This is a genomic window from Actinomadura viridis (assembly GCF_015751755.1).
GTDB lineage: Bacteria > Actinomycetota > Actinomycetes > Streptosporangiales > Streptosporangiaceae > Spirillospora > Spirillospora viridis.
The window spans coordinates 8,099,379-8,122,856 of the sequence record NZ_JADOUA010000001.1 but is presented as its reverse complement, the minus strand read 5'-3'; the positions used below and the strand labels follow the sequence as shown (position 1 = coordinate 8,122,856).

Here is a 23,478-nt window from a genome sequence, read left to right as displayed (position 1 = left end):
CCGTGTGCCGTGCCTGTGCTTCTCAGCCACCCTCTCCCTTTCAGCGTTTCTCCACCATCACCGGCCGCCGGCAGCGCCGCTCCCGGCGGAACGGCCGCCCGCTCACGGTGCCGCTTCGCCGTGGGCCAGCTCCCGCAGGGCCGCGAGGCTCGGCAGCTCCCGTTCCTCGGCGCCGTGGCCGATGGCTCCGGCCAGCGGGTCGTCGGGCGCCGCCTTGCACCGCCGCAGCGCCTCCAGGGCGGGCACGCCCTCGGCGAAACAGCGGCTCAGCCGGAACGCCCACAGCCCGGCCGCGACCTCCGCGTCACGTCCGGCCGACCGGCGTCCGACGTAGGACGCGGCCTCACCGGCCACCGACGCCCACACGTAGCCTAGGACGGTCCCGCGCCGGGTGACCGGGATGTACCGGACCGGCGCGTCCGTCTCCTTAGAGTAGGTCGGCGGCACGACCCCGGCGAGCGGCCCCCAGCCCTCCGACCTGTCCACGGGCGTGCCGTCCGGGAACGCGCCGTCCTGCACGAAGGGGCCCTCCGGTACGGGGGCGCTCGGGGCGGTCGTGGCGTGCAGGGTGCTCAGGTTCGGGGCCTCCCGCTCCTCCGCGTCGCCGGGTACACCACCGGCCTGGGGATCCGGGGGGAGCCCCTTCCACCGTCTGATCGCCTCGGGGGCGGGCACGCCCTTCTCGTACGCCTCGGCCAGCCGGTCCTCCCAGATCCCGGAGGCGTTCAGCGCGGCCGTCGACGGCCCCGGCCGCACCAGGAAACCCGCCGCCGGATGGTACTTGGACGCCCACAGGTGCCCGATCGGCTCCTCCCCCAGCACCACCGGCAGGTAGATCAGGGCCTCCCGGGTCCAGCGGGCGTACGTCGGCCGCGGCGGCAGGATCTTGCCGTCGACGAGCGGGGCCGGAGGGGGGCCGGGCAGCTCGTAGGGCGCCGGGGCGCCCTGGCCGCCACGGGGCGGCAGGTCACCCATCGCACCGGCCCCCTTCGGCTCGACGATCCGCGGTCATGGCGTGACTCCGGGCGGGATGACCACCGCGTCGATGACGTACGTGGGCCTCTGCTCCCAGCCTCCGTCGCCGCGCACCCACTGGAGTCCGGCGGGCACGACTCCGGTGATCCTGTAGCGGGTGCCCCGGGGCAGGATCAGTTCCCGCTGGTCGTCGTAGTGGCTCTCGCGTCCCACCCAGAGCCCGCGCGAACCCGCCGGAAGCGTCAGGGTGAGCCGGTGCCCCGTCGCCCGGCCGTCGGCCGGGTCGGCGCTCTGCCCGAGCGAGGTCGACAGGTACGCCTCGTCGACCTGCGTGGTGCCGAGCAGGAAGGCCGCGTCACGCGCGCCCAGCCGGGCCCCGTCATGAGCCACGAGGGACGACAGGTCGGCGACGTCGCGCACCGTCTCCAGCGGCTCAGGCAGCGGCCTGCCCACCGCCTCGTCGAGTTCGGCGATCCGGCGCCGGAAGCCGTCCGGAGTCGGCTCCCCGTCGAGGTAGCGGCGCAGCTCCTCCCGGCGGACGTGCCCTTCCCACATCTCCCGCAGGCGGCCCGTCACGTCGCGTTCCGTCAGCAGCTTCCCGACCAGTTCACGCTGGTAGGTGGAGAGGTCCGTCCGGTACCACGTCCGTTCCAGTTCCGCCCGCGTCGAGGGCATCCGGCCACGGTTCAGGTGGGCCAGGTGCCGGACGGCCGTCTGCGCCAGTTCCAGCCGCTTGAGATAGCGGTCGATGTCCTGCCCGCCCGTACGAAGGAACTGGTCCGGAAGCGGCTGGACGGTGTACCACCACACGGCCTTGCGCAGGTTCGACGGCAGGTCGCGGAAGACGGGCGCGAGGTGTTCCTCGCCGTATCGCTCGCCCTCCTCGTCGCTGTCGAACCGGCGGACATCATCCCCTGCGCCGTCCTTGCCGCCCGCGCCGTCCGGTGCGGCCTGCTCGGGTCGCGGCGCGTTCGGCTGCTGCTGCGGCGTACCCACGGGTGCCGGGACGCCGCCCGGCTCCGGCCCCTGGTCACCGTCCTGGCCCATGCCCTGGAGCAGGCCCCCTGGGGCGGCCGGGGCGTTCCAGAGGTCACTGTCGCCGACCCCTCCACCGGGGCCCGAGCCGGGACGCACGGGGCGCGCGGCCGGCCCGCCCTGACGCTTGTCGTCGCCGGCCCCGCCGCTCCTGCCCGCCCCGGCGGACGGCGCGGACGGCGTGGGCTGCGGAGGCGTCTGATACCAGCCGTAGAACGCCGCCGCGTCTGGTCGCGAAGCCGTGGACGGGTCGGCCGGACGGCCCAGGGGCACGCTCGGTGCCCCAGGGGGCGATCCAGGGAACGGGCCGGTAGAGATGTCCGCACCGGCTCCCGCCCCGCCCTCGGCTTCGCGCTCGGAGCCAGCACCGGGGAGGGCCGAGCCTCCGCCGGCCGCGGAGCCGGCTCCCGTCCCGGAGCCCGCTCCCGTGCCCGGGCTGGTGGCCGTCCCCTCCGTTCCAGTGCCCGCGCCGGCGCCCGCACCGTCTTCGCGGGCGGGCGGACCGGACGGGGCGAGCGCCCGGTCCAGCGCCTCCTGGTAGCGGCCGACCACGCGACGCCTGATCGCCTCGTCGAGCGCGCGCTCCTCGGCGGTGGCCGGCCTGCCCTCTCCGTCCGCGACCTTCGCCAGGCCCCGCCGGAGCCGGTACAGCTCGTGGTCGTCGCCGGCCACGTCGTCGATGGGCTTCAGGTGCATCCGCACCTTGGCCGTCTCGCCGTCCGGCATCCGGACCCTCATGGTGAGGTTCCGGTAACCGCTCGGCGCCGGCTTCTCCATGCGGTCGCTGACCTTCGTCACGCCCACGCCACGCTCCCCCGCGATCCGCGGGAAGTCGGCCACGGCCAGGTACATGGCGTCGATGGACTCGAACTGGAGCCGGACGCACAGCAGGTCGGCGACCCTGTCCATGTCCCCCTCGGCGGGCCCCCAGTACTTGTCGAGGCCGCGCAGCGGGTTCCTGTCGCCGGGACACGGCATGGGAACCGCACCCTTCAGGATGAAGTCCCGGTCCTGAGCGAGGTCGCTCAGCAGGTCCTCGTTGTCCCTCCCGGCGTCGCCGGAGTCGTCCGGAGATCCTGCTTCGTCATCGCCGCCTCCGTCTCCGTCGCCGTCTCCGTCGCCGCGGCGACCCGCGCCCCCGGCGTGCGGCCCGATACCGGAGCCCTCGGCGGCGGACTCCTCCAGCCGGGCCACGGCCTCGCGCTGGGCGTCGGTGAGCGGGGTGGGCGAGGCCGTCGGCCCCTCCTCGTCGAGGATGGCGTCGGCACCGCGCCGTTCGACGTCGTCCAGGGCCTCCTCGACGATCCGCAGGCCCTCGGGACGTCCCAGCAATCCGTCCAACGCCTTCGGATCGGCCAGCAGAGCGTCGTGGATCGCGCTCTCCAGGTCGTTCAGGCCTTCACCGGCAAGGATGCGGGCCACCGCGGGGTGGTCCGGCAGCGTCTCGGCCATCCGGTCGCGCAGCTGCCCGGCCAGCGGTTCTCCGGCCCGCTCCAGCATCCGCTGGACGCCCTCGTCGTCCCGGACACGCCGCACAGCCTCATCCTGCGCGCCCCCGTCCGTGTCACCATGCCCATCGACCGGCGGGGCGGCCTCACCAGGGCCGCCTTCGTCCGGCGCCGCACCGTCGGTATCACCGTCGGCGGCAGCGGAACCAACGGGCGGACCCGGGTCACCGGTGTCACCCGGGGCACTCGCCATATGACCGGGGTCGCCGGACGGATCCGGGTCGGGCGCGCCGGGCGGGATCACCGTCGCCCGGATCTCGTATTGCTTCGCGCCGGTGTAGGGATTCGGGCCGAGTTCCTCGACAACGTCGATCCGGTAACGGGTATTACGGGGCAGGAGCAGTTCGCGCTCGGTCGGGTACGCGCTGTGCTGGCCCATCCATACACCGCGCGAGCCTTCCGGCAGCTCCAGGCGGATCCGGATGTCCATCTCGAACGCCGGAGTCCGGCCGAGCGAGGTGGAGAAGTAGCCCGGCTCCGTCTGGACCGAACCGACCAGCAACCGCGGATCCCGGTCCCCCAGCGCCGTACCGTCCCCGAGCTGCATGAAGACGGCATCGGGGACACCGCGCAACGCCTCGATCGGTTCAGGAAGCGGCTGGTCCAGGGCCTCGTCCAGAAGCGCCAATCCGCGATTGAACACCTCGAAGCTCGGCGGCTCACCGAAGTAGTTGTGCAGACGGCGCCAATCACGCGAATTTCTCTCGATCTCAGCGATCCGCCCGCTGGGGTTCGGCGAGGACAGGATCCGCTGGACCAGCTCCCGCTGCTCCCCGGAGAGATCCCTGTTCTCCCACAGATCGTGCAGCTTGGCCAGCGAGATGGGGCCGTCGCCGAGCAGCGCGTGCAACCTCGTCGCCGTCCGGGCGTCGTCCCCCATCCGCTCCAAGCGGCCGGCGAGGTCCGCGTCATCGCGCAGGAACTCGTTCAGGAGCGCGTTCGCCGTATAGGCGTACAGCGCCGTCCGTAGGTGATCTGGCAGACCGCTGTAGACATGCGCGAGGTTGCTCTGGCCGTACTCTTCGCCCTCGTCGTCGGTCGCGAAGCGCCGGACCTGGTCGATCGGGTCCTGCGGGATCTGGTCGGCCGGGGCGTTCGGGTCGACCATGGTCCACCCCGAGGAGAAGACCTCGCCGTACTCGTCCAGGTCGACGTTCCCCGTCGGCGCCATCACACTGACACCGAGCAGCTGGGCGACCTCGGCGGCGAAGGGCCCGTTACCCAGCCCGTCCACCAGAAGCCGGACGTCTCGTCCGTCCCAGTTCGGGTCGTTGCGCACCAGGTCCGCCACGTCCGCCGGAGTCAGACGCAGGCCACCCGCCAACGGACCGTTCTCGTCACCCCACGCGTCCAACGTGAACGCGGTGGGATGCGGCTGCACCGTTCGAGCCTGATCACGCAGTGGCACCTCGGCCGGGCCGTAGAGGGCACGCCCCGCCGGAGTCTCCAAACTGTTCCGCCACACCTCATGGAGACGCGGCGGCAGACCGTCCGGCACATCGTGCGGGGAGGCCCCCGGTCCTTCCTGGTCCGCGGAACGGGCGAGCGGTGCCAGGTCACCCAGGAACACGGACGGTTCACCGACTCCGAGATCGACCCGATGCTTCACACCCAGCGCGGGGTTGATCAGGTCGATGTTCCGATCGATGTCGAACGCAGGCGTCCGATCCGGATCGATCGGCGGCGTGGTCACATGAGTCACCCGCGCGACACCCTGGTCGTCCCGCTCACCGGTGAAGGCGACGCTCCGCAGAACGTTGACCCCGTCCACCTGCTCATAGACGTGATAGACCCGGTTCGGCTCCAGATCCATCCGATCCGCCACACGCTCATCCACCCCGAGCACGATCGGCTCCGGAGCCCGGTCACCGACCGGCGGCGGATCCCAACCCGTCGACTGAGAGGAAAGCTCAGGATCGGCTGTACGCAGTGCCGGACGCGGATGCCCCGGAGCGTAACCCTCATGGCCCACCGTGTAGGACGTGCCATCAGGCCGGTAACTCGTCCAAGTACCATTCGGCGGCTCATCAGGCCGCAACCGCCCGTCCGGCCCCCTCTGCCCCGTCGAGGTGTACACGTTCCCGTCGGCATCCGACCACGCCAGCCGGTTCGGCGCCGTGACAGGAACACCCAGCCGCTCCGCCAACTGCGCCGCGAACCGGCCCTCACCGGCCTCACACGACAGCAGCAGAACCTCACGGCCGTTCCAGTCCGGATCGTGCCGGATGAGATCGGCGACCTCGTCCACACTCAGCCGACGGCCACCGACCCGCATCCCGTCCGCATCACCATGACCATCCACCACGAACCGGTTCGGATCCACCGGAACACGCCCAGCAAGATCCCGAATCGCACCCTCATCAGGCCCATAGAAAGCCCGACCCGCAGGAGTCGACACACTGTCCCGGAACACACCATGCAGCCCCTCAGGCAACCCCGGCGGAGGAGTCGCGCTCTGGTCGGCTCCGTCCGCCGCCGCGCCATCGCCGTTCGCGGGAGGCACCTGCGGCCCCATGCCGCTGAGGTCGTCCACAAGGCGCGCAACGGAGCCGGAAGAATCGCCTGGGTCCGGGTCGGGCGTACCGGGTGGGATCACGGTCGCCCGGATCTCGTAGGTCTTGCCGCCGGTGACGGGATCCAGCCCGGTTTCCTCGACACCCTCGATCCGGTAGCGGGTACCACGGGGCAAGAGCAATTCCCGCTCGTGATCGAAGGCACTGTGCCGGCCCATCCACACGCCGCGTGAACCTTCCGGCAGATCCAGGCGGATCTGGAAAAGGTACTTGTTGAAACGCCCGGCCGCCCGGCCAAGGGAGGTCGACATGTACCCCGGCTCGGTCTGGACCGAACCGACCAGCGACCGCGGATCCCGGTCACCCAGCGCCGTACCGTCGACAAGCTGCATGAAGTTGACGTCGACGAGCCCGCGCTGCGCCTGGATCGGCTCAGGAAGCGGCTGGTCCAGCGCCTCGTCCAGCAGCGCCACACGACGGTCGAACACCTCCACGCTGGGCGTCTCGCCGAAGTACGTGGATATCTGGCGCCATCGCTTCGAGTGGTTCGCGATCTCGAAGAGCCGCATACGCGGGTCCGGCGAGGACAGGATCCGCTGGATCAGCTCCCGCTGCTCCCCGGAGAGATCCCTGTTCTGCCAGAGGTCGTGCAGGTCGTCCAGCAACACGAAGGCGCCGTCGGTCAGCTCGGCCAGGGTCATCGACGCTTGGTGGTCCTCGCGCAACCGGTCCAGGTAGCCGGGAAGATCCGCACCAGGGCGCAGGAACTCGTTCAGGAACGAGTCCTCCGTGTAGCGGTACAGCGCCTGCTGCAGGTGTTCGGGCAGGCCGGTGTAGACATGCGCGAGGTTGGCCTCGCCGTAGGCCTCGCCTTCGACATCGGTCTCCAGGCGCAGGACCGGCCGCACCGAGTCCCCATCACCCGCGGAACGCGCCATGGGACCGGGATCGCCGAGCGGGCCCGGGTCGGGCGTGCCGGGCGGGATCACCGTCGCCCGGATCACGTACCCCGTGGAGCCGGTGAGGGGATGCCTTCCGTTCTCCTCGACACTGTCGATCCGGTACCGGGTGTCACGAGGCAGGATCAGCTCACGCTCGAACGAGTTGCTGCTGTGCCGGCCCATCCAGATACCGCGGGAGCCTTCCGGCAGTTCCAGGCAGATCAAGAACTTCTGCCTGAACGCCGGTTCCTTGCCGAGCGACGTCGACATGTAGCCCGGCTCCGTCTGGACCGAACCGACCAGCGACCGCGGATCCCGGTCACCCAGCGTCGTACCGTCGCCGAGTCCCATGAAGCTGACTTCTTTGACCCCGCGCACCGCCTCGATCGGCTCGGGAAGCGGGTGGTCCACGGCCTCGTCCAGCAGGGCGACATGGCGGTCGAACGCCTCCATGGTGGGAGGCTCGCCGAAGTGGTTGTGCAGATGGAACCATTGCCGCGAGCTTTTCGCGATATCCGCGAGCTCCTTGCCCGGGTACGGCGAGGACAGGATCCGCTGGACCAGCTCCCGGTTCTCCCCGGAAAGGCCCCCGCCCTCCCACAGATCGCGCAGCGTGTCCAACGAGACGAAAGAGGGGCTACCGGTCAGCTCGGCCAGTCGCTCCGACGTCTCGCGGGCGTCCTGTAGCTGCTGCATATAACCGGGGAGGTCCACGCCAGGACGCAGCAACCCGTTCACGAACGCGTCCTGCGTGTAGCTGCGCAGCGCCTCCTGCTGAGGGGACGGCAACTGGCTGTAGACATGCGCGAGGTCGGACTGGCCGTAGGCGTCGCCCTCCGCGTTGGTCTCGAAGCGCCGGACCTGCTTCACCGAGTCCGGCGGAACCGCATCGTCCGCGTCCCGGCCGGTGCGGGCGTCGCCCGCGGAGGGCGAGCCGGACTCTCGGTGCAGGGCCTCGGCGTTCGGGTCCGGCTGCCGGCCCGGCTCGGGGCCCGCCGGGCCGAGACCGTAGTAAGCACGCACGTCCTCGGCCAGGTTGTCGAAACTCCGGTAATACACCGTGACCGTGGGAGGGTCGCCCGGCTGCCTCCCAGGCGCGACCTGGACCCAGCGGGCATGCACGACCTGGGGCGTCAGGTTGGGGTCGTTGGGCTCGGCGAAGAACTCCAAGCGCTCTATCTGGATCGTCTTGCTCAGGGCCTCCAGATGGCTCTCCATGGCACGCCAGGCGAGATTCCAAGCGAGTCCACGCTGGCCGCCGCCCTGGTTCATGCCTTCGTCCTGGACGAAGTAGTTGATGCCTTCGCCCGGCCCGCGCATCTCGTGCGCGAAGACGTGGCCGCCGTTGAACTGGAAGAAGTCGCTGTTCGGATTGGGGAACTCGACGTTCCCCACCCAGCCCATTTCGGTTTGAAGGTTGGTGTTCCGCTGGCTGGGACCACCCGACCTGAAGTGGGGTCGCCCCGTGGCCCCCGTCGTCTCCCCAGAATTACCGGTGGCGTAGAGGAAGGTTCCGCTCAGGTCGAGGACTCCGTCCGCGGCGTCGCGTCGCAGGTCGCCCTGCCGGACCCGCCGGGGAGGATCGAAGTCGTCCGGCGTCAGGCTCCGGAAAGCACTGGCGGGCTCGACCATGTAGAAGGCGTTCGGCTTGGGGACCTGGTCCTTCCGCATCTGGGCCGGGCTCGCACCGAGTTCAGGGTTGAACCCCTTCCTCTTGGAGCCGTACCAGGTCCTGACGTGCTCGATCTCGCCCTTTTCGTTGGTCCAGAAGATGCCGTGCAACTGGCCCTTGGTGTTGTAGACGGCGATTCTTCTGTTCTTCGGCAGATCGGGCTGAGCAGAGTACGGCCCCTGGGCCTTGAGATCGTAGTCCCGGACTGTAAAGGGCTCGCGGTCTGCCGGGTCGAACGGCGCGGCCGATGGGGTACGCCCCCCGTCCGCGGCTTCGCCCGTGAACAGGTGCGGCTCACCGACTCCGAGATCGACCCGATGCGTCACGCCGGGCGCCGGTTCAGTGAAGTCGATGTTCCGGTCAGGGTTGAACGGAGGCGGGTGCTCCCGGCCGCCGTCGTACGGAGGCGTCTGGTTCGGGTCGATCGGCGGCGTGGCGACGTGTGTCACGCGAGCGACACCGCTGTCGTCCCGGTCGCCGGTGTAGGCGATGGTCCGCAGGACGTTGACCCCGTCCACCTTCTCGTAGACGTGGTAGATCCGGTTCGGCTCGAGATCCGTCCGGTCCGCCACACGCTCTTCCGGACCGATTTCCTGGAACCGGGGAGTGCGGTCACCGACCGGCGGGGGATCCCAGTCCGCCTGCTGATGAGGCATGTCGGGATCGGCCCGATGCGCAGCCGTATAAGGGTTCTGCGGGTACGGGTGCCCCGGGGCGTTGCCGCCGTGGCCCACCGTGTACGACGTGCCGTCCGCACGGAAGGTCGTCCAGGTGCCGTTCGGCGGGTGATCAGGCCGCAGCCGCCCGTCCTGGTCAGGGGTCCCCGTGGAGCTGTAGACGTTGCCGTCGGTGTCCGACCAGGCCAGTTGGTTCGGTGCCGTGACCGGAACACCCAGCCGCTCCGCCAGTTGCGCCGCGAACTCGCCGTCACCGGTCTCGCATGACAGCAGCAGGACCTCGCGGCCGTTCCAGTTCGGGTCGTTGCGGATGAGATCGGCGACCTCGTCCACACTCAGCCGGCGGCCACCGACCCGCATCCCGTCCGCGTCACCATGACCGTCCACCACGAACCGGTTCGGATCCGCCGGAACCCGCCCAGCAAGATCCCGGATCGCACGCTCGCCCGGACCGTAGAAAGCGCGGCCCGCAGGAGTCGACACACTGTCCCGGAACACATCGTGCAGACCCTCGGGCAACCCCGGCGGAACCGCCTCACCACGGCCGCTCTCGTCCGGCGCCGCACCGTCACCGTCACCGGCGGCGGCGGAACGGGCGAGTGGACCTGGGTCGCCGGTGTCATCCGCGCCACGCGCCACGGGGCCGGGACCGCCGAGCGGATCCGGCTCCGGCGTGCCGGGCGGGATCACGGTCGCCCGCATCACGTAAAGCTTCAGGGTGGTGGCCCAAGGCGGGCTGATCTCTTCGACGCTGTCGATCCGGTACCGGGTGTTACGCGGCAGGAGGAGTTCGCGCTCCTCCTTGAAGCGGCTGTGCCGTCCCATCCAGACACCGCGCGAGCCCTCCGGGAGTTCCAGGTGGAGCGTGATGTCCATCTCCAACGCCGGCGTCCGGCCGAGCGAGGTGGACATGTAGCCCGGCTCCGTCTGGACCGAACCGACCAGCAACCGCGGATCCCGGTCCCCCAGCGTCGTACCGTCCCCGAGCTGCATGAAGACGGGGTCGCCGACCCCGCGCACCGCCTCGATCGGTTCAGGAAGCGGCTGGTCCAGCGCCTCGTCCAGCAGCGCCACACGCCGGTCGAACGCCTCCACGCTGGGCGGCTCACCGAAGTAGGCGTGAAGGGCGTCCCAGTCGTCCCTTCGGAGCGCGATATCAGTGAGTCTCGCGCTCGGGTCCGGCGAGGACAGGATCTGCCCGACCAGCTCCCGCTGCTCCCTGGTAAGGCCCTCGTCCTCCCACAGAACGTGCAACCTCCTCAGCGACATGTAGCCGCCGCCGGTCAGCTCGTCCAGTCTCCTTGACGTCTGGTAGTCGTCCTGAAGCAACCGCATGTAGCCGGCGAGGTCCGCGTCGGGGCGCAGGTACTTGTTCAGGAGCGAGTTCGCCGTGTAGTCGAACAGGGCCCGCTGCAGGTGATCCGGCAGAGCGCTGTAGACATGCGCGAGGTTGGCCTCGCCGTAGGCTTCGCCCTCGTCGTCGCTCCTGAAGCGCCGGACCCCGTCCATCGGGTCCTGCGGGACCTGGTCGGCCGGGCTGTCCGGGTCGGCTATGGTCCAGTCCGAGGAGAAGACCTCGCCGTACTCGTTCAGGTCGACGGGTCCGGTCGGCGCCATCACACTGACGCCGAGCAGCTGGGCGACCTCGGCGACGAAGGGCCCGTTACCCAGCCCGTCCACCAGAAGCCGGACGTCTCGTCCGTCCCAGTTCGGGTCGTTGCGCACCAGGTCCGCCACGTCCGCCGGAGTCAGACGCAGGTCACCCGCCAACGGGCCGTTCCGGTCACCCCACGCGTCCAACGTGAACGCGGTGGGATGCGGCTGTACCGTTCGAGAGAGAGCACGCAGTCGCGCGTCGGCCGGGCTGTAGAGGGCACGCCCCGCCCGGGTCTCCACGCTGTCCCGCCACACCTCATGGAGACGCGGCGGCAGGCCGTCCGGCACATCGTTCGGGGAGGTCCCCGTCCCTTCGTCGTCCGCGGAACGGGCGAGCGGGACGGCATCGTCCGCGTCAGGCCGGTCGCCCACGAACAGGCGCGGTTCACCGACTCCGAGATCGACCCGATGCTTCACACCCAGCGCTGGGTTGATCAGGTCGATGTTCCGATCGATGTCGAACGCAGGCGTCCGATCCGGATCGATCGGCGGCGTGGTCACATGAGTCACCCGCGCGTCGCCGTGCTCGTCCCGCTCACCGGTGAAGGCGACGCTCCGCAGAACGTTGACCCCGTCCACCTGCTCGTAGACGTGATAGACCCGGTTCGGCTCCAGATCCGTCCGATCCGCCACACGCTCATCCGGGCGGAGCACGATCGGCTCCGGAGCCCGATCACCGACCGGCGGCGGATCCCAACCCGCCCCGTGGGAGTCGACGCCGGGAACGGCTCGAAGCGGGGACGAGTGCGGATCACTCGGGCGCGGATGCCCCGGAGCGTAGCCTTCATGGCCCACCGTGTAAGACGTGCCATCAGGCCGGTGGGTCGTCCAGGTACCGTTCGGCGGCTCATCAGGCCGCAACCGCCCGTCCGGCCCCCTCTGCCCCGTCGAGGTGTACACATTCCCGTCGGCATCCGACCACGCCAGCCGGTTCGGCGCCGTGACAGGAACACCCAGCCGCTCCGCCAGTTGCGCGGCGAACCCGCCGTCACCGGCCTCACACGACAGCAGCAGAACCTCACGGCCGTTCCAGTCCGGATCGTTGCGGATCAGGTCGGCGACCTCGTCCACACCCAGCCGTCGGCCACCGACCCGCATCCCGTCCGCGTCACCATGACCGTCCACCACGAACCGGTTCGGATCCGCCGGAACCCGCCCAGCCAGATCACGAATCGCACCCTCGTCCGGACCGTAGAAAGCCCGACCCGCAGGAGTCGACACACTGTCCCGGAACACATCATGCAGACCCTCGGGCAACCCCGCCGGAACCGGCTCACCACGGCCGGCCTCGTCCGGCGCCGCACCCTCGCCCTCAGCGTCGATGGAACGCGCGAGCAGCTCCGGGTCGGGCGTGGCGGGTGGGATCACGGTCGCCCGGATCTCGTAGATCTTGCCGCCGGTGACGGGATCCAGGCCGGTTTCCTCGACACCCTCGATCCGGTAGCGGGTGCCACGGGGCAGGAGCAGTTCCCGCTCGTGGTCGAAGGCACTGTGCCGGCCCATCCACACGCCGCGTGAACCTTCCGGCAGATCCAGGCGGATCTGGAAAAGGTACTTGTTGAAGCGCCCGGCCGCCCGGCCAAGGGAGGTCGACATGTACCCCGGCTCGGTCTGGACCGAACCGACCAGCGACCGCGGATCCCGGTCACCCAGCGCCGTACCGTCGACAAGCTGCATGAAGTTGACGTCGACGAGCCCGCGCTGCGCCTGGATCGGCTCGGGAAGCGGCTGGTCCAGCGCCTCGTCCAGCAGCGCCACACGCCGGTCGAACGCCTCCACGCTGGGCGTCTCGCCGAAGTGGTCGTTCAGGAGGCGCCATCGCCTCTCGTTGCCCGAAATCTCGAAGAGCCGATTCTGCGGGTTCGGCGCGGACAGAATCCGCTGGACCAGCTCGCGCCGCTCCCCGGACAGGCCCTCGTTCTCCAGCAGGCCGCGCAGTTCCTCCAGCGACACGAAGGGGCCGTCGGTCAGCTCGGCCAGGGTCATCGACGCCTGGTGGTCCTCGCGCAACCGATTCAGGTAGCCGGGAAGATCCGCACCAGGGCGCAGGAAGTCGTTGAGGAACGAGTCCTGCGTGTAGCGGTACAGCGCCTGCTGCAGGTGTTCGGGCAGGCCGGTGTAGACATGCGCGAGGTTGGCCTCGCCGTAGGCCTCGCCCTCGACATCGGTCTCCAGGCGCCGGACCGGCTGCACCGAGTCCCCATCACCCGCGGAACGCGCCATGGGACCGGGATCGCCGACCGGATCCGGGTCGGGCGTACCGGGCGGGATCACGGTCACCCGGATCTGGTAGCTCATCTCGCCGGTGATGGAGGACCGGCCGAGTTCCTCGACACTGTCGACCCGGTACCGGGTGTTACGGGGCAGGAGCAGTTCACGCTCGGCCGGGAAGGCGCTGCGCCGGCCCATCCAGACACCGCGCGAGCCTTCCGGCAGGGTCAGCTGTATCCGGATGCGCCTCGAGGGGAACGCCGAGTTCCGGCCGAGCGAGGTGGACAGGTACCCCGGCTCCGTCTGGACCGAGCCGACCAGCAACCGCGGGTCCCGGCCGCCCAGTGTCGTGCCGTCCTCGACCTGCAGGTAAACGACGTCGTGGACTCCGCGCTCCGCCTGGATCGGCTCGGGAAGCGGCTGATCCAGCGCCTGGTCCAGCAGGGCGACGTGACGGTCGAACGCCTCCACGCTGGGCGGCTCGCCGAAGTGGTGGTGCAGGTGGTCCCACTGACGAGCGCTCGACTTGATCTCCCCGAGCCGCTTGCTCGGGTCCGGCGAGGACAAGATCTGCTGGACCAGCTCCCGCCGCTCCCCGGAGAGCCTCCCGCTGCGCCACAGATCTTCCAGCGTGTTCAGCGACACGCGGTAGCGGCCGCCGGCCAGCTCGGCCAGCCTCTCCGACGTCTCATGGTCGGCCTGCAGCCGCTCCATGTAGCCACGGAGGTCCGCACCGGGGCGAAGGAACTCGTTCAGGGACGAATCCTCCGTGTAGCGGTACAGCACCGTCCGTAGTTGATCTGGGAGATCGGTGTAGAGATGCGCGAGGTTGGCCTCGCCGTAGGCTTCGCCCTCGTTGTTGGTCGCGAAGCGCCGGACCGGCCTCACGGGGGCCGCCGGGGCCGGTTCGCCCGGATCGGCCGTGGCCCACCCCGAGGAGGTGGCGTCGCCGTTCGCATCCTGGTCGATGGCGCCCGTGGGCGCGATCACGTAGACGCCGAGCTGCCGGGCGACCTCGGTGATGAAGGACCCGTTGCCCAGATCGTTCACCAGGAGCAGCAGATTCCGGCCGTTCCAGTTCGGGTCGTTGCGCACCAGGTCCGCCACGTCCCACGGGCTCAGACGCAGGCCACCCGAGACCGGGCCCTCCCGGTCGCCGTGCGCGTCGATCGTGAACGTGTGGGGATGCGGCCGAACCTCACGAGCGGAGTCACGCAGGAAGCCCTCGGCCGGTCCGTAGAGCGCACGCCCGGCCGGGGTCTCCAGACTGTTCCGCCACACCTCATGGAGACGCGGCGGCAGACCGTCCGGCACACCGTGCGTGGACGCGCCCGGCGAGTCGTGGTCGGCGGAACGGGCGAGCGGACCGGGGTCGTCCGCGTCCCGCCCGGCGCGGGTGTCACCCGCGGACGGGGAGCCGGGCTCGCGGTGTTCGGAAGCGGCGTTCGGGTCCGGCTGCCGGCCGGGCTCCGGGCCCGCCGGTCCCAGACCGTGGGCCGCCCGGATCTCCTCGTTCAGGTTGTCGAAGCTGCGGTAGTGGGTGGTGATCCTGGGCGGATCGCCCGGGTTCGGCCCAGGCTCGACCTGCACCCAGCGGGCATGGACGACCTGGGGCGTCAGGTTGGGGTTGTTGGGCTCGGGGAAGAAGTCCAGGCGTTCGATCCTGATGTTCGAGCTGTTCAGCTGCTCGAGTCTGATCTCCATCGCGCGCCAGGCGAGGTTGGGCGGCATTCCTCTCTGGCCGCCGCCCTGGTTGGTGGCCTCCTCCTGGGAGAAGTAGTTGATGAACTCGCCCGGCCCGCGCATCTCGTGCGCGAAGATGTGTCCGCCGTTGAACTGGAAGAAGTCGCTGCTCGGCGTCGGGTACTCGATGTTCCCCAGCCAGCCCGACAGTCCCTGCGTGCTGTTGTTGCGCTGCCTGGCGCCGGAGTTGTAGTGGGGTTGGCCGGTGGCCGCGACCGTCTCGCCGCTGCCGCCGGTCTGGTAGAGGAACGTCCCCCTCAGGTCGAGGATGCCGTCCGGGCCGTCGAGCCGCAGGTCACCCTGCCGGACCCGCCGGGGAGGATCGAAGTCGTCCGGCGACAGGCTCCGGAAGGCGCTCGCCGGCTCGGCCATGTAGAACGCGTTCGGCCTGGGAACCCGATCACGGATGACCTGTTGTTCCGAAGCTCCGAGTTCGGGGTTGTAGCCGGTTCCCCTGCCTCCGTACCAGGTCCGGACGTGCTCGACCTCGCCCCTGTCGTTCGTCCAGAAGATGCCGTGCAGCTGACCCCTGGTGTTGTAGACCGCGATCCTTCGGTTCCTCGGCAGATTCGGCTGCGCCGAGTAGGCCCCCTGCCTCCTGGGGTCGTAGTCGCGGACCGTAAGTGGTTCACGCTCAGGCGGATCGAACCGGGTGGCCGGCGGCGTACGTCCCTCGTCCATGGAGTCGCCCACGAACAGGTGCGGCTCACCGATTCCGAGGTCGACCCGGTGCGTCACATCGGGCGCCGGGTCGGTGAAGTCGATGTTCCGGTCAGGGTTGAACGGAGGGGGATGCTCCCTCCGGGGGTCGTACGGAGGCGTCTGGTTCGGGTCGATCGGCGGCGTGGCGACATGGGTGACCCGCGCGTCGCCGTTGTCGTCCCGCTCGCCGGTGTAGGCGATGGTCCGGAGGACGTTGACCCCGTCCACCTGCTCGTAGACGTGGTAGACCCGGTTCGGCTCCAGATCCGTCAGGTCCGCCACACGCTCGTCCGGCCCGAGCACGATCGGCTCCGGAGTCCGGTCACCGACCGGCGGCGGATCCCAGTCCGCCTGCTGATGAGGCATGTCGGGATCGGCCCGATGCGCAGCCGGATGCGGATCCCGCGGGTACGGGTGCCCTGGGGCGTTGCCGCCGTGGCCCACCGGGTACGTGGTGCCGTCCGCGCGGAAGGTCGTCCAGGTGCCGTTCGGCGGCTGATCAGGCCGCTGACGCCCATCCGGGCCCGTCTGCCCCGTCGAGGCGTAGACGTTGCCGTCGGCGTCCGACCAGGCCAGCCGGTTCGGCGCCGTGACGGGAACACCCAGCCTCGCCGCCAGTCGCCCCGCGAACTCGCCGTCACCGGTCTCGCATGACAGCAGCAGGACCTCGCGGCCGTTCCAGTTCGGGTCGTTGCGGATGAGATCGGCGACCTCGTCCACGCTCAGCCGGCGGCCACCGACCCGCATCCCGTCCGCGTCACCATGACCGTCCACCACGAACCGGTTCGGATCCGCCGGAACCCGCCCGGCAAGATCCCGGATCGGCCCCTCGTCCGGGCCGTAGAAAGCGCGGCCCGCAGGAGTCGACACACTGTCCCGGAACACATCGTGCAGATCCTCGGGCAATCCCGGCGGAGGCGCCTCACCACGGCCGCTCTCGTCCGGCGCCGCGCCATCACCGTCACCGTCGGCGGAACGGGCCTGCGGGCCTCCGTCGTCCCCATCGCCCGCGGATCGCGCCATGGGACCGGCGCCGGGGCCGGCGCCGCCCGAATGCGGCCCTGGTCCGGGCGATGCCGACGCGCCGTGGTGGTTCGACGGGCCCGGATCGGGCATGCCGGGCGGGATCACGGTCGCCCGGATCTCGTACCTCATCACGCCCGTGTCAGGGTCCGGGCCGCGTTCCTCGACACTGTCGATCCGGTAACGGGTCCCACGGGGCAGGACCAGTTCACGCTGATCGTCGTAGTGGCTGTGCCGCCCCATCCAGACGCCCTGCGCCCCCTCCGGCAGGTCGAGATGGATGTGGTAGCGGAAGGGGTTGTTGTCGACGACCGCGGGTTCCCGCCCGAGCGACGTCGACATGTAGCCCGGCTCCGTCTGGATCGAGCCGATCAGCGCCCGCGGATCCCGGTCTCCGAGCGCGGTGCCGTCGGCCAGCCGCATGAAGTCGACGCCATGGAGCCCGCGTTCCACCTGGACGGGCTCGGGAATCGGCTGCCTCAGCGCCTGGTCGAGAAGGGCGAGATGGGCGTTGAACGCCTCCGGGGTCGGGGGCCCGCCGTAGTACTGGTGCAGGAACGCCCACTGCGCCGAGTTGGCCGTGAGGTCCTGGAGCCGCTGGGCCGGGTTCCCGGTGTTCAGGACGTGCTGGATCAGCATCCGCTGTTCGGGGGTGAGCGCGGCGTTGTGCCAGAGACGGGGGAGCTGATCCGGTGTCGGCATGACACCGTTGTTCATGTTGGCCAGCGCCCACGCCGTCGTGTGCTCGTTCCGCAGGTAGTTCAGGTAGCTCGGCAGGTCCGCGCCGGGACGCAGGAACGCGTTCGGGAACGACTGGACCGTGTAGTTGTAGAGCGCCTGCTGCAACTGGGGTGGCAGGTTGGCGAAAACATGCGCCAGGTTCTGGTCGCCGTACGCCTGACCCGCCTCGTCGGTGTCGAAGCGCCGCACCGGATCCACCGGTGCCGGCGGGGCCAGGCCGACCGGTCCGTTCTGGTCGGCCATCGCCCAGCCGGACGACGTGACCCGGCCGTCCGCGTCCAGGTCGACGGTTCCGGTCGGCGCCATCACACGGACGCCGAGATGCCGGGCGACCTCGGTGGCGAACGGTCCGTTGTGGCCCAGTTCGGGGACCAGGAGCAGCACGTCCCGGCCGTTCCAGCGCGGATCGTTGCGCACCAGGGCGGCCACGTCCGCCGGGGACAGGGGACGACCTCCGGCCGTCGGGCCGTTCCGGCTGCCCGCCGCGTCGAGGGTGAACGCCGTGGGGTGCGGCTGTACCCCGCTCGCCAGCTGCCGGTAGACGGGCTCGTCCGGACCGTAAAGCGCACGCCCCGCCTGTGTCTCGGCACTGTTGCGCCACACATCGTGAAGGTGCGGCGGCAGGCCGTCCGGCACGTTCTGCGAGGGTGGCGGCCCATCGGCTTCGCCGGTCGGGTCACGGTCGCCGGTCCGGTCCCCGTTGCCGTCCGCGCTCCGGCCCCGGTCAGCGTCACGGGTGCCGGGCTCCTCGCCACCGTCGCGTGACGTCGAGGGATCGGTACCGGACTCCGCCGGGTTCGTGCCCGTCCCCTCCGGCCTCTCCGGTGCGGGACCCGTGGCCGGGTCGGCGCCGGGCTCGTTCCCGCCGCCTTCCACCCGCCCCGTCCCGGCGTCCGCGTCGTGCGCCGGCCGTCCGCCGCCGGTGGTGTTCTCCGCGGTGCGCGGATCGGAGCCGGGGTCACCGTCCGAACGCGGCGTGGGTCGCGGGCCCGGCCCAGGCGACGGATCGGCTCCGGAAGCCGGCGAGACGGACGCGCCGCCGGAGTCGGCCGCCCCCGGGTCCGGCATGCCGGGCAGAATCGCGACCGCCCGGAGCTCGTACGTCATCTGGCCGGTGTCGGGGTCGATGCCCGCTTCCTCGACACTGGTGATCCGGTAGCTGGTACCACGGGGCAGGACGAGCTCGCGCTGATCGGGATAGGCGCTGTGCCGCCCCATCCAGACGCCCTGCGATCCCTCCGGCAGGTCGATGTGCATGCGGTAGCGGAACTGCTCGCCGTCCACGACCGCGGGCCCGCGCCCCAGCGAAGTGGACATGAAGGCCGGCTCCGTCTGGAGCGAGCCCACCAGCAACCGCGGATCGCGCCCGCCCAGCGTCGTACCGTCGCCGAGCCGCATGAAGTCGACGTCGAGCAGCCCGCGCTCCACCTGGATCGGCTCGGGTAGCGGCCGGCTCAGCGCCTGGTCGAGCAGGGCGACGTGGTTGTTGAAGGCTTCTACGGTCGGCCTGCCGCCGTAGTAATCGTTCAGGAAGTGCCACTGCCTGGAGTTGTCCAGGATCTGGTCGAGCCGGTCCTGGGGGCTCGGGTGCGTGAGGATCCCGTGGATCATCGCCCGCTGGTCCGGAGTGAGACCGGGGTTGTTCGCGAGATAGGCCAGCTGGTTGACCGACGGCATGACGCCGTGGTTCATGCTCGCGAGCTGCCAGGACAGCTGGAAATCGTCCTCCATGAACCTCAGCGCGCCGGGAAGGTCCGCTCCGGGGCGCAGGTAGTGGTTCGGGAACGACTGAAGCGTGTAGTTGTAGAGCGCCTGCTGGAGGTGGGGCGGCAGGTCGGCGTAGACCTGCGCGAGGTTCTGGTCGCCGTAGGCCTGACCCTCGTCGTCGGTGTCGAAGCGCCGGACCGGATCCACCGGCTGGGTGTCTGCAACGGGCTGCGTACTCGGATCCGGCTGCGTGCCGGGATCCGGCTGCGTCGTCGGGTTCGGCTGGGTGTCTCCAACGGGCTGCGCGCTCGGGTCCGGCTGCGTGCCGGGATCCGGCTGCGTCGTCGGGTTCGGCTGGGTGTCTCCAACGGGCTGCGTGCCCGGGTCCGGCTGGGCGCTCGGGTCCGGCTGTGCGTGAGCGTCCGGATGCGTGCTCGCGGCCGGCACGGCTCCCGCCGGAGGCTCGGCGACGTTCCAGCGCGCCTTGATCCCACCGTTGACGTCCGTGTCGACCGGGCCGAGGGGCGCGACGACGCGCACACCGAGCAGCCGGGCGATCGCATCGAGATCCCCGCGGCCGAAGTCGGGCACCATGACCAGCAGGCTGCGGCCGTCCCAGTTCGGGTCGTTGCGCACCAGGTCCGCGATGTCCGCCGGGCTCAGTGTGCGGCCGTCCACGCTCAGGCCGCCGGTCCCGTCCGAGTGACCGTCGACCATGAAGTAGCCGGGGTCGGGGCGCACCGACGAGGCCATGTTGCGCATCAGGACCTCGTCGGGACCGTAGAACGCACGGCCCGCCGGGGTCTCGACGCTGTCGGTCCACGCGCCGCGAAGATGTTCGGGCAGGTTCGCGACCGCGGGGTCCAGCCGGTCCGCGTCCCAGCCGGGTGTGCGCACCTCGGGCGGGGGTGGCGCGTCGTGGGGGACGAAGCTGCCGTAGATGTGCCACTTGTGGCCATCGAAGACCACGTCGTCGACCCGGAAGGTCATGCCCCGGGGCAGCAGGAGTTCCCGCTCCCCCCTCCCGAAGTCGGAGATCCCGCTCAACCACACCGCGGGCGTCCCGGCCGGCACCCGCATGTGAAGGGCGTGCAGGCTGGAGAAGGATCCACCGGCATCGCCGAGCGAGGTGGACATGTAGCCCGGGTCGGTGAACGTCCGCCCGACCATGTCGGCGGGATCCATGTCGAGGTGCGACAGGCCGGTGCCCCGGGTGATGACCACGTCCTCGGTCAGCCGGTTGCTCATGATGGCCTGGTCGATCTCGTCGATGTGCGCCCGCACCTCGGGATCGACCGGGTCGCCGCTGCGCAGCTGCCCGTTGATCTCCTGGTAGGTCGGGTGCCGTCCCGTCGACTCCTCCGTGTAGTGGCGGAGGGCCTCACGCCGGGAGTCGGGCAGGCTGTCGGAGTGGCTCCGCCACTGCGAGTCGCCGTAGTCGGCAGAGGAGTAGTGGTCAGGGTGGTAGACCGCGCCCTCGGAGATCCGGTCGTGGGCGAGCGACATCCGCTCTTCGGTCGTCAGCGGTCGCTGTGGCTCCTCGCCGGGGGACTCCTCGGTACGCGAGGTCTCGGGAGCGTCGTCGGCCTCCCGGTCCGCCGCCGGCTCATCCGTCCGTTCGGCGGTCTCGGCCGGCTCGGTCGTCTCGGCACCGTCCGTCCCCGTCCGGTCGGCGGTGTCTCCGGACGGCTCGGCCGGATTCGTGGTCGCGGGCTCCGCCTTGGGCCCGTTCCCCGAGGGCCGGGCGGAACCGTCCGGCCCGGTGGCGGGTCCGGGCCCCGGCATGCCCGCCATAGGCATCGGGAACACACCGAACCCGTCGGGCGCGGGCGCGTCCGAACCGGAGGCCGCGTCGTTCCCCGGCGCCCACGTTCCGTCCGGCCGTTCCGGGACGTCCGCGAGCACATCCGGCTTGCCGGACGCGTCGCCGTTCTCAGGGTCGTTCTCGGGTGCGGTCTGGGAGGACTCGGCGTCGTCGGTGTCCAGGGGCCGGGCCGTGTCGCGGTCCCCCGGGTCGCCGGGCGCCTCGGTCTCCGCCGGACGCCCTTCGGTCTCCCCTGGACGCCCTTCGGCCTCCTCGGGGGAGGGCGCGCCTTCGAGTCGCTCCGTGAGCGATGGTCCGGACTCGGCGGGGCCATCCGTACCGGCTGGACTCGGCTCCGGAGAGTCCGAGACCTCCAGGCGATCCATAATCGAAGGGGTGGCGTCGCCGGGACGCCCCGGGTCCGCGCCAGGGCCCGCCTCGGCGGGGTCCCCGGCCTGGCTCTCTCCGTCGCCCGGCCTCTCGGCCTCTGGGGGAAGGCCGGTTTCCGTACGGGAGGGAGCTTCGGAAGGGGCGGCCCCGGTGGACTCGTCCCCCTGCCGGCTCGTGTCGCCGGCGGGGTTCTGCGCCGGGCCTTCCGCGGGCTCGTCGGCGGAGTGGGCGCCATCGCCCGGCGGCGGGCCGTCCGGGGGCACCTGTGCGGAGCGCGCCATGGGTTCGAGCGGCGGCTGGAAGCCGGTCTCGCCGGACGGGGGCTCTTCGGACGTGCCGGAACGCTCCCCTGCGGGGGTCGATCCCTGGGGAGCGTTGGTGGAAGAAGTCGAGGCTCCGGATGGGGAACGGCCGGCGTCGCCGCCGCGTCCCCCACCGCCACCGGGAGCGCCCGCGCCGGGAGCGCCGCCCGCGGGCACGCCACCTACAGGGGCGCCACCGACAGGGGCACCACCCACAGGTTGCCCGCCGGCACCGGGACCACCGGCCGCGGGCCCACCGAAACCGCCCCCGCCGACCGGCGCCGCGCCACCACCGCCGGAGGGAGCGGAGCCGCCGGCGGGCTGAGCGCCGGCGCCGCCGGAGGCGCCTCCATCGGATCCACCGACGGCGCCACCGGCGAGGGAGGATCCGCCGCCACCGCCGCCGTCGCCACCGAGCAGGGCCGCGATGCGGTTACCGCCACCGGAGCCACCGCCATCACCCACGGTCTGGTACCCGCCGCCGGGCTGACCGCCGCCGGGCTGACCGCCGCCGGACTGACTGCCGCCGGACTGCCCGGAACCACCGCCCTGGTTGGAGCCGCCACCGCCGTCGCCGGAACCGCCGCCCGAACCCGAGCCCGAACCGCCGCCCGAACCGCCGCCCGAACCGCCGCCGGAACCACTGCCCGAACCCGAACCGCTGCCCGAACCGGAATTGGAGCCGCCGCCGGAACCGCCGTCACCCCCGCCCGAGCCGGAACCGGAACCGGAACCCGAGCCGCCCCCTGAGCCGGAACCTGAGCCGCCGCCGGAGCCACCGTCACCGCCGCCCGAGCCCGAACCGCCACCCGAACCGCCACCGCCGGAACCGCCGCCGGAACCACTGCCCGAACCCGAACCGCTGCCCGAACCGGAATTGGAGCCACTGCCGGAATCGCCGTCGTCACCGCCGTCGTCACCGGAGCCGCCGTCGTCACCGTCACCGCCGTCGTCGCCCGAGCCGCCGCCGGAACCTCCGTCGCTGCTGGGAAGGTGCAGGTCGAGGCCGCCCTTGGCGCCGCCGACGCCGCCGCCGAACGCGCCGGAGGTCGCGGCCTTGGCCAGGCCCTCGGCGCTCAGGTCCTCACCGGTGATCGCGGCCGAGGCCACGGTCGAGGCGACACCGCTGATCGCCTCGGACGCGCCCTCGCGAACGGTGCCCTTGAGGGCGCTGGCCACGACCTGGTCACCGGCCTCGACGCCGAGGCCGGGGACCTTGCCCATGCCGACGCCGATGCCGCCCGAGAGCGCCCCGCCGATCGCGCCGTCCAGGGCCGCCATGCCGGTCTTCTGCCAGTCGACGCCGTCCCGGCTGCCCTGGGCGATCTGCAGGCTCTGGATGGCGAGGTCGAGACCGACCCCTTCGATGACGCCCATCAGGACGCCCCGGCCGATCGCCCGCAGCAGGGCCTGCCCGATCGTGCGGCTCGCGACCTGGGCGCCGATCTGGACCGCCGGAATGCCCGCGGTGGACGCGCCGAATGTCACGAACGCCGCGTTGATCAGCATGATGATCTCGATCGCCGTGATGATCAACAGGGCGATGAACATGTACTTGGCGTACTCGATCTCGAGTGCGCCCCCGTCCATCGCCTCACCGAGCTTGTCGCAGGCCTCGCTCAGCTTGGGAAAGATCTGCGGATCGACGTCGACGTACTGCTCCCAGTTCGCCCGGAAGGCGTCCGCGGAGTCACCTTCGACGGTCGACAGGACCCTGGTGGCCACCACGGTGAGCTCATCGGCGATCTCGCGGACGTCGATGCCGGCCCGCCGCCACGCCCCGCCGCCGCGGCGCATCGCCGTCTCGTCGCCCTCCGGCCAGTCCGACCCGACGATCCAGGAAAGCCATTTGACCGAATCGGGGATCTCCATTCCCAT

2 protein-coding genes are annotated in these 23,478 nt (G+C 71.0%); both read right to left on the bottom strand.

Annotation, left to right across the window (positions count from 1 at the left end; all coding sequences use genetic code 11):
- Positions 1-102: 102 nt before the first annotated feature.
- The gene (locus tag IW256_RS36870) at positions 103-975 is read right to left on the bottom strand and encodes a hypothetical protein (RefSeq protein WP_197015350.1); all 873 of its coding nucleotides are present in this window, start codon (positions 973-975) and stop codon (positions 103-105) included.
- Between the two features lie 33 nt (positions 976-1,008).
- Positions 1,009-23,478 (bottom strand): ADP-ribosyltransferase, encoded by a 22,470-nt coding sequence (locus IW256_RS36865; protein WP_197015349.1) that lies wholly within the window; start codon positions 23,476-23,478, stop codon positions 1,009-1,011.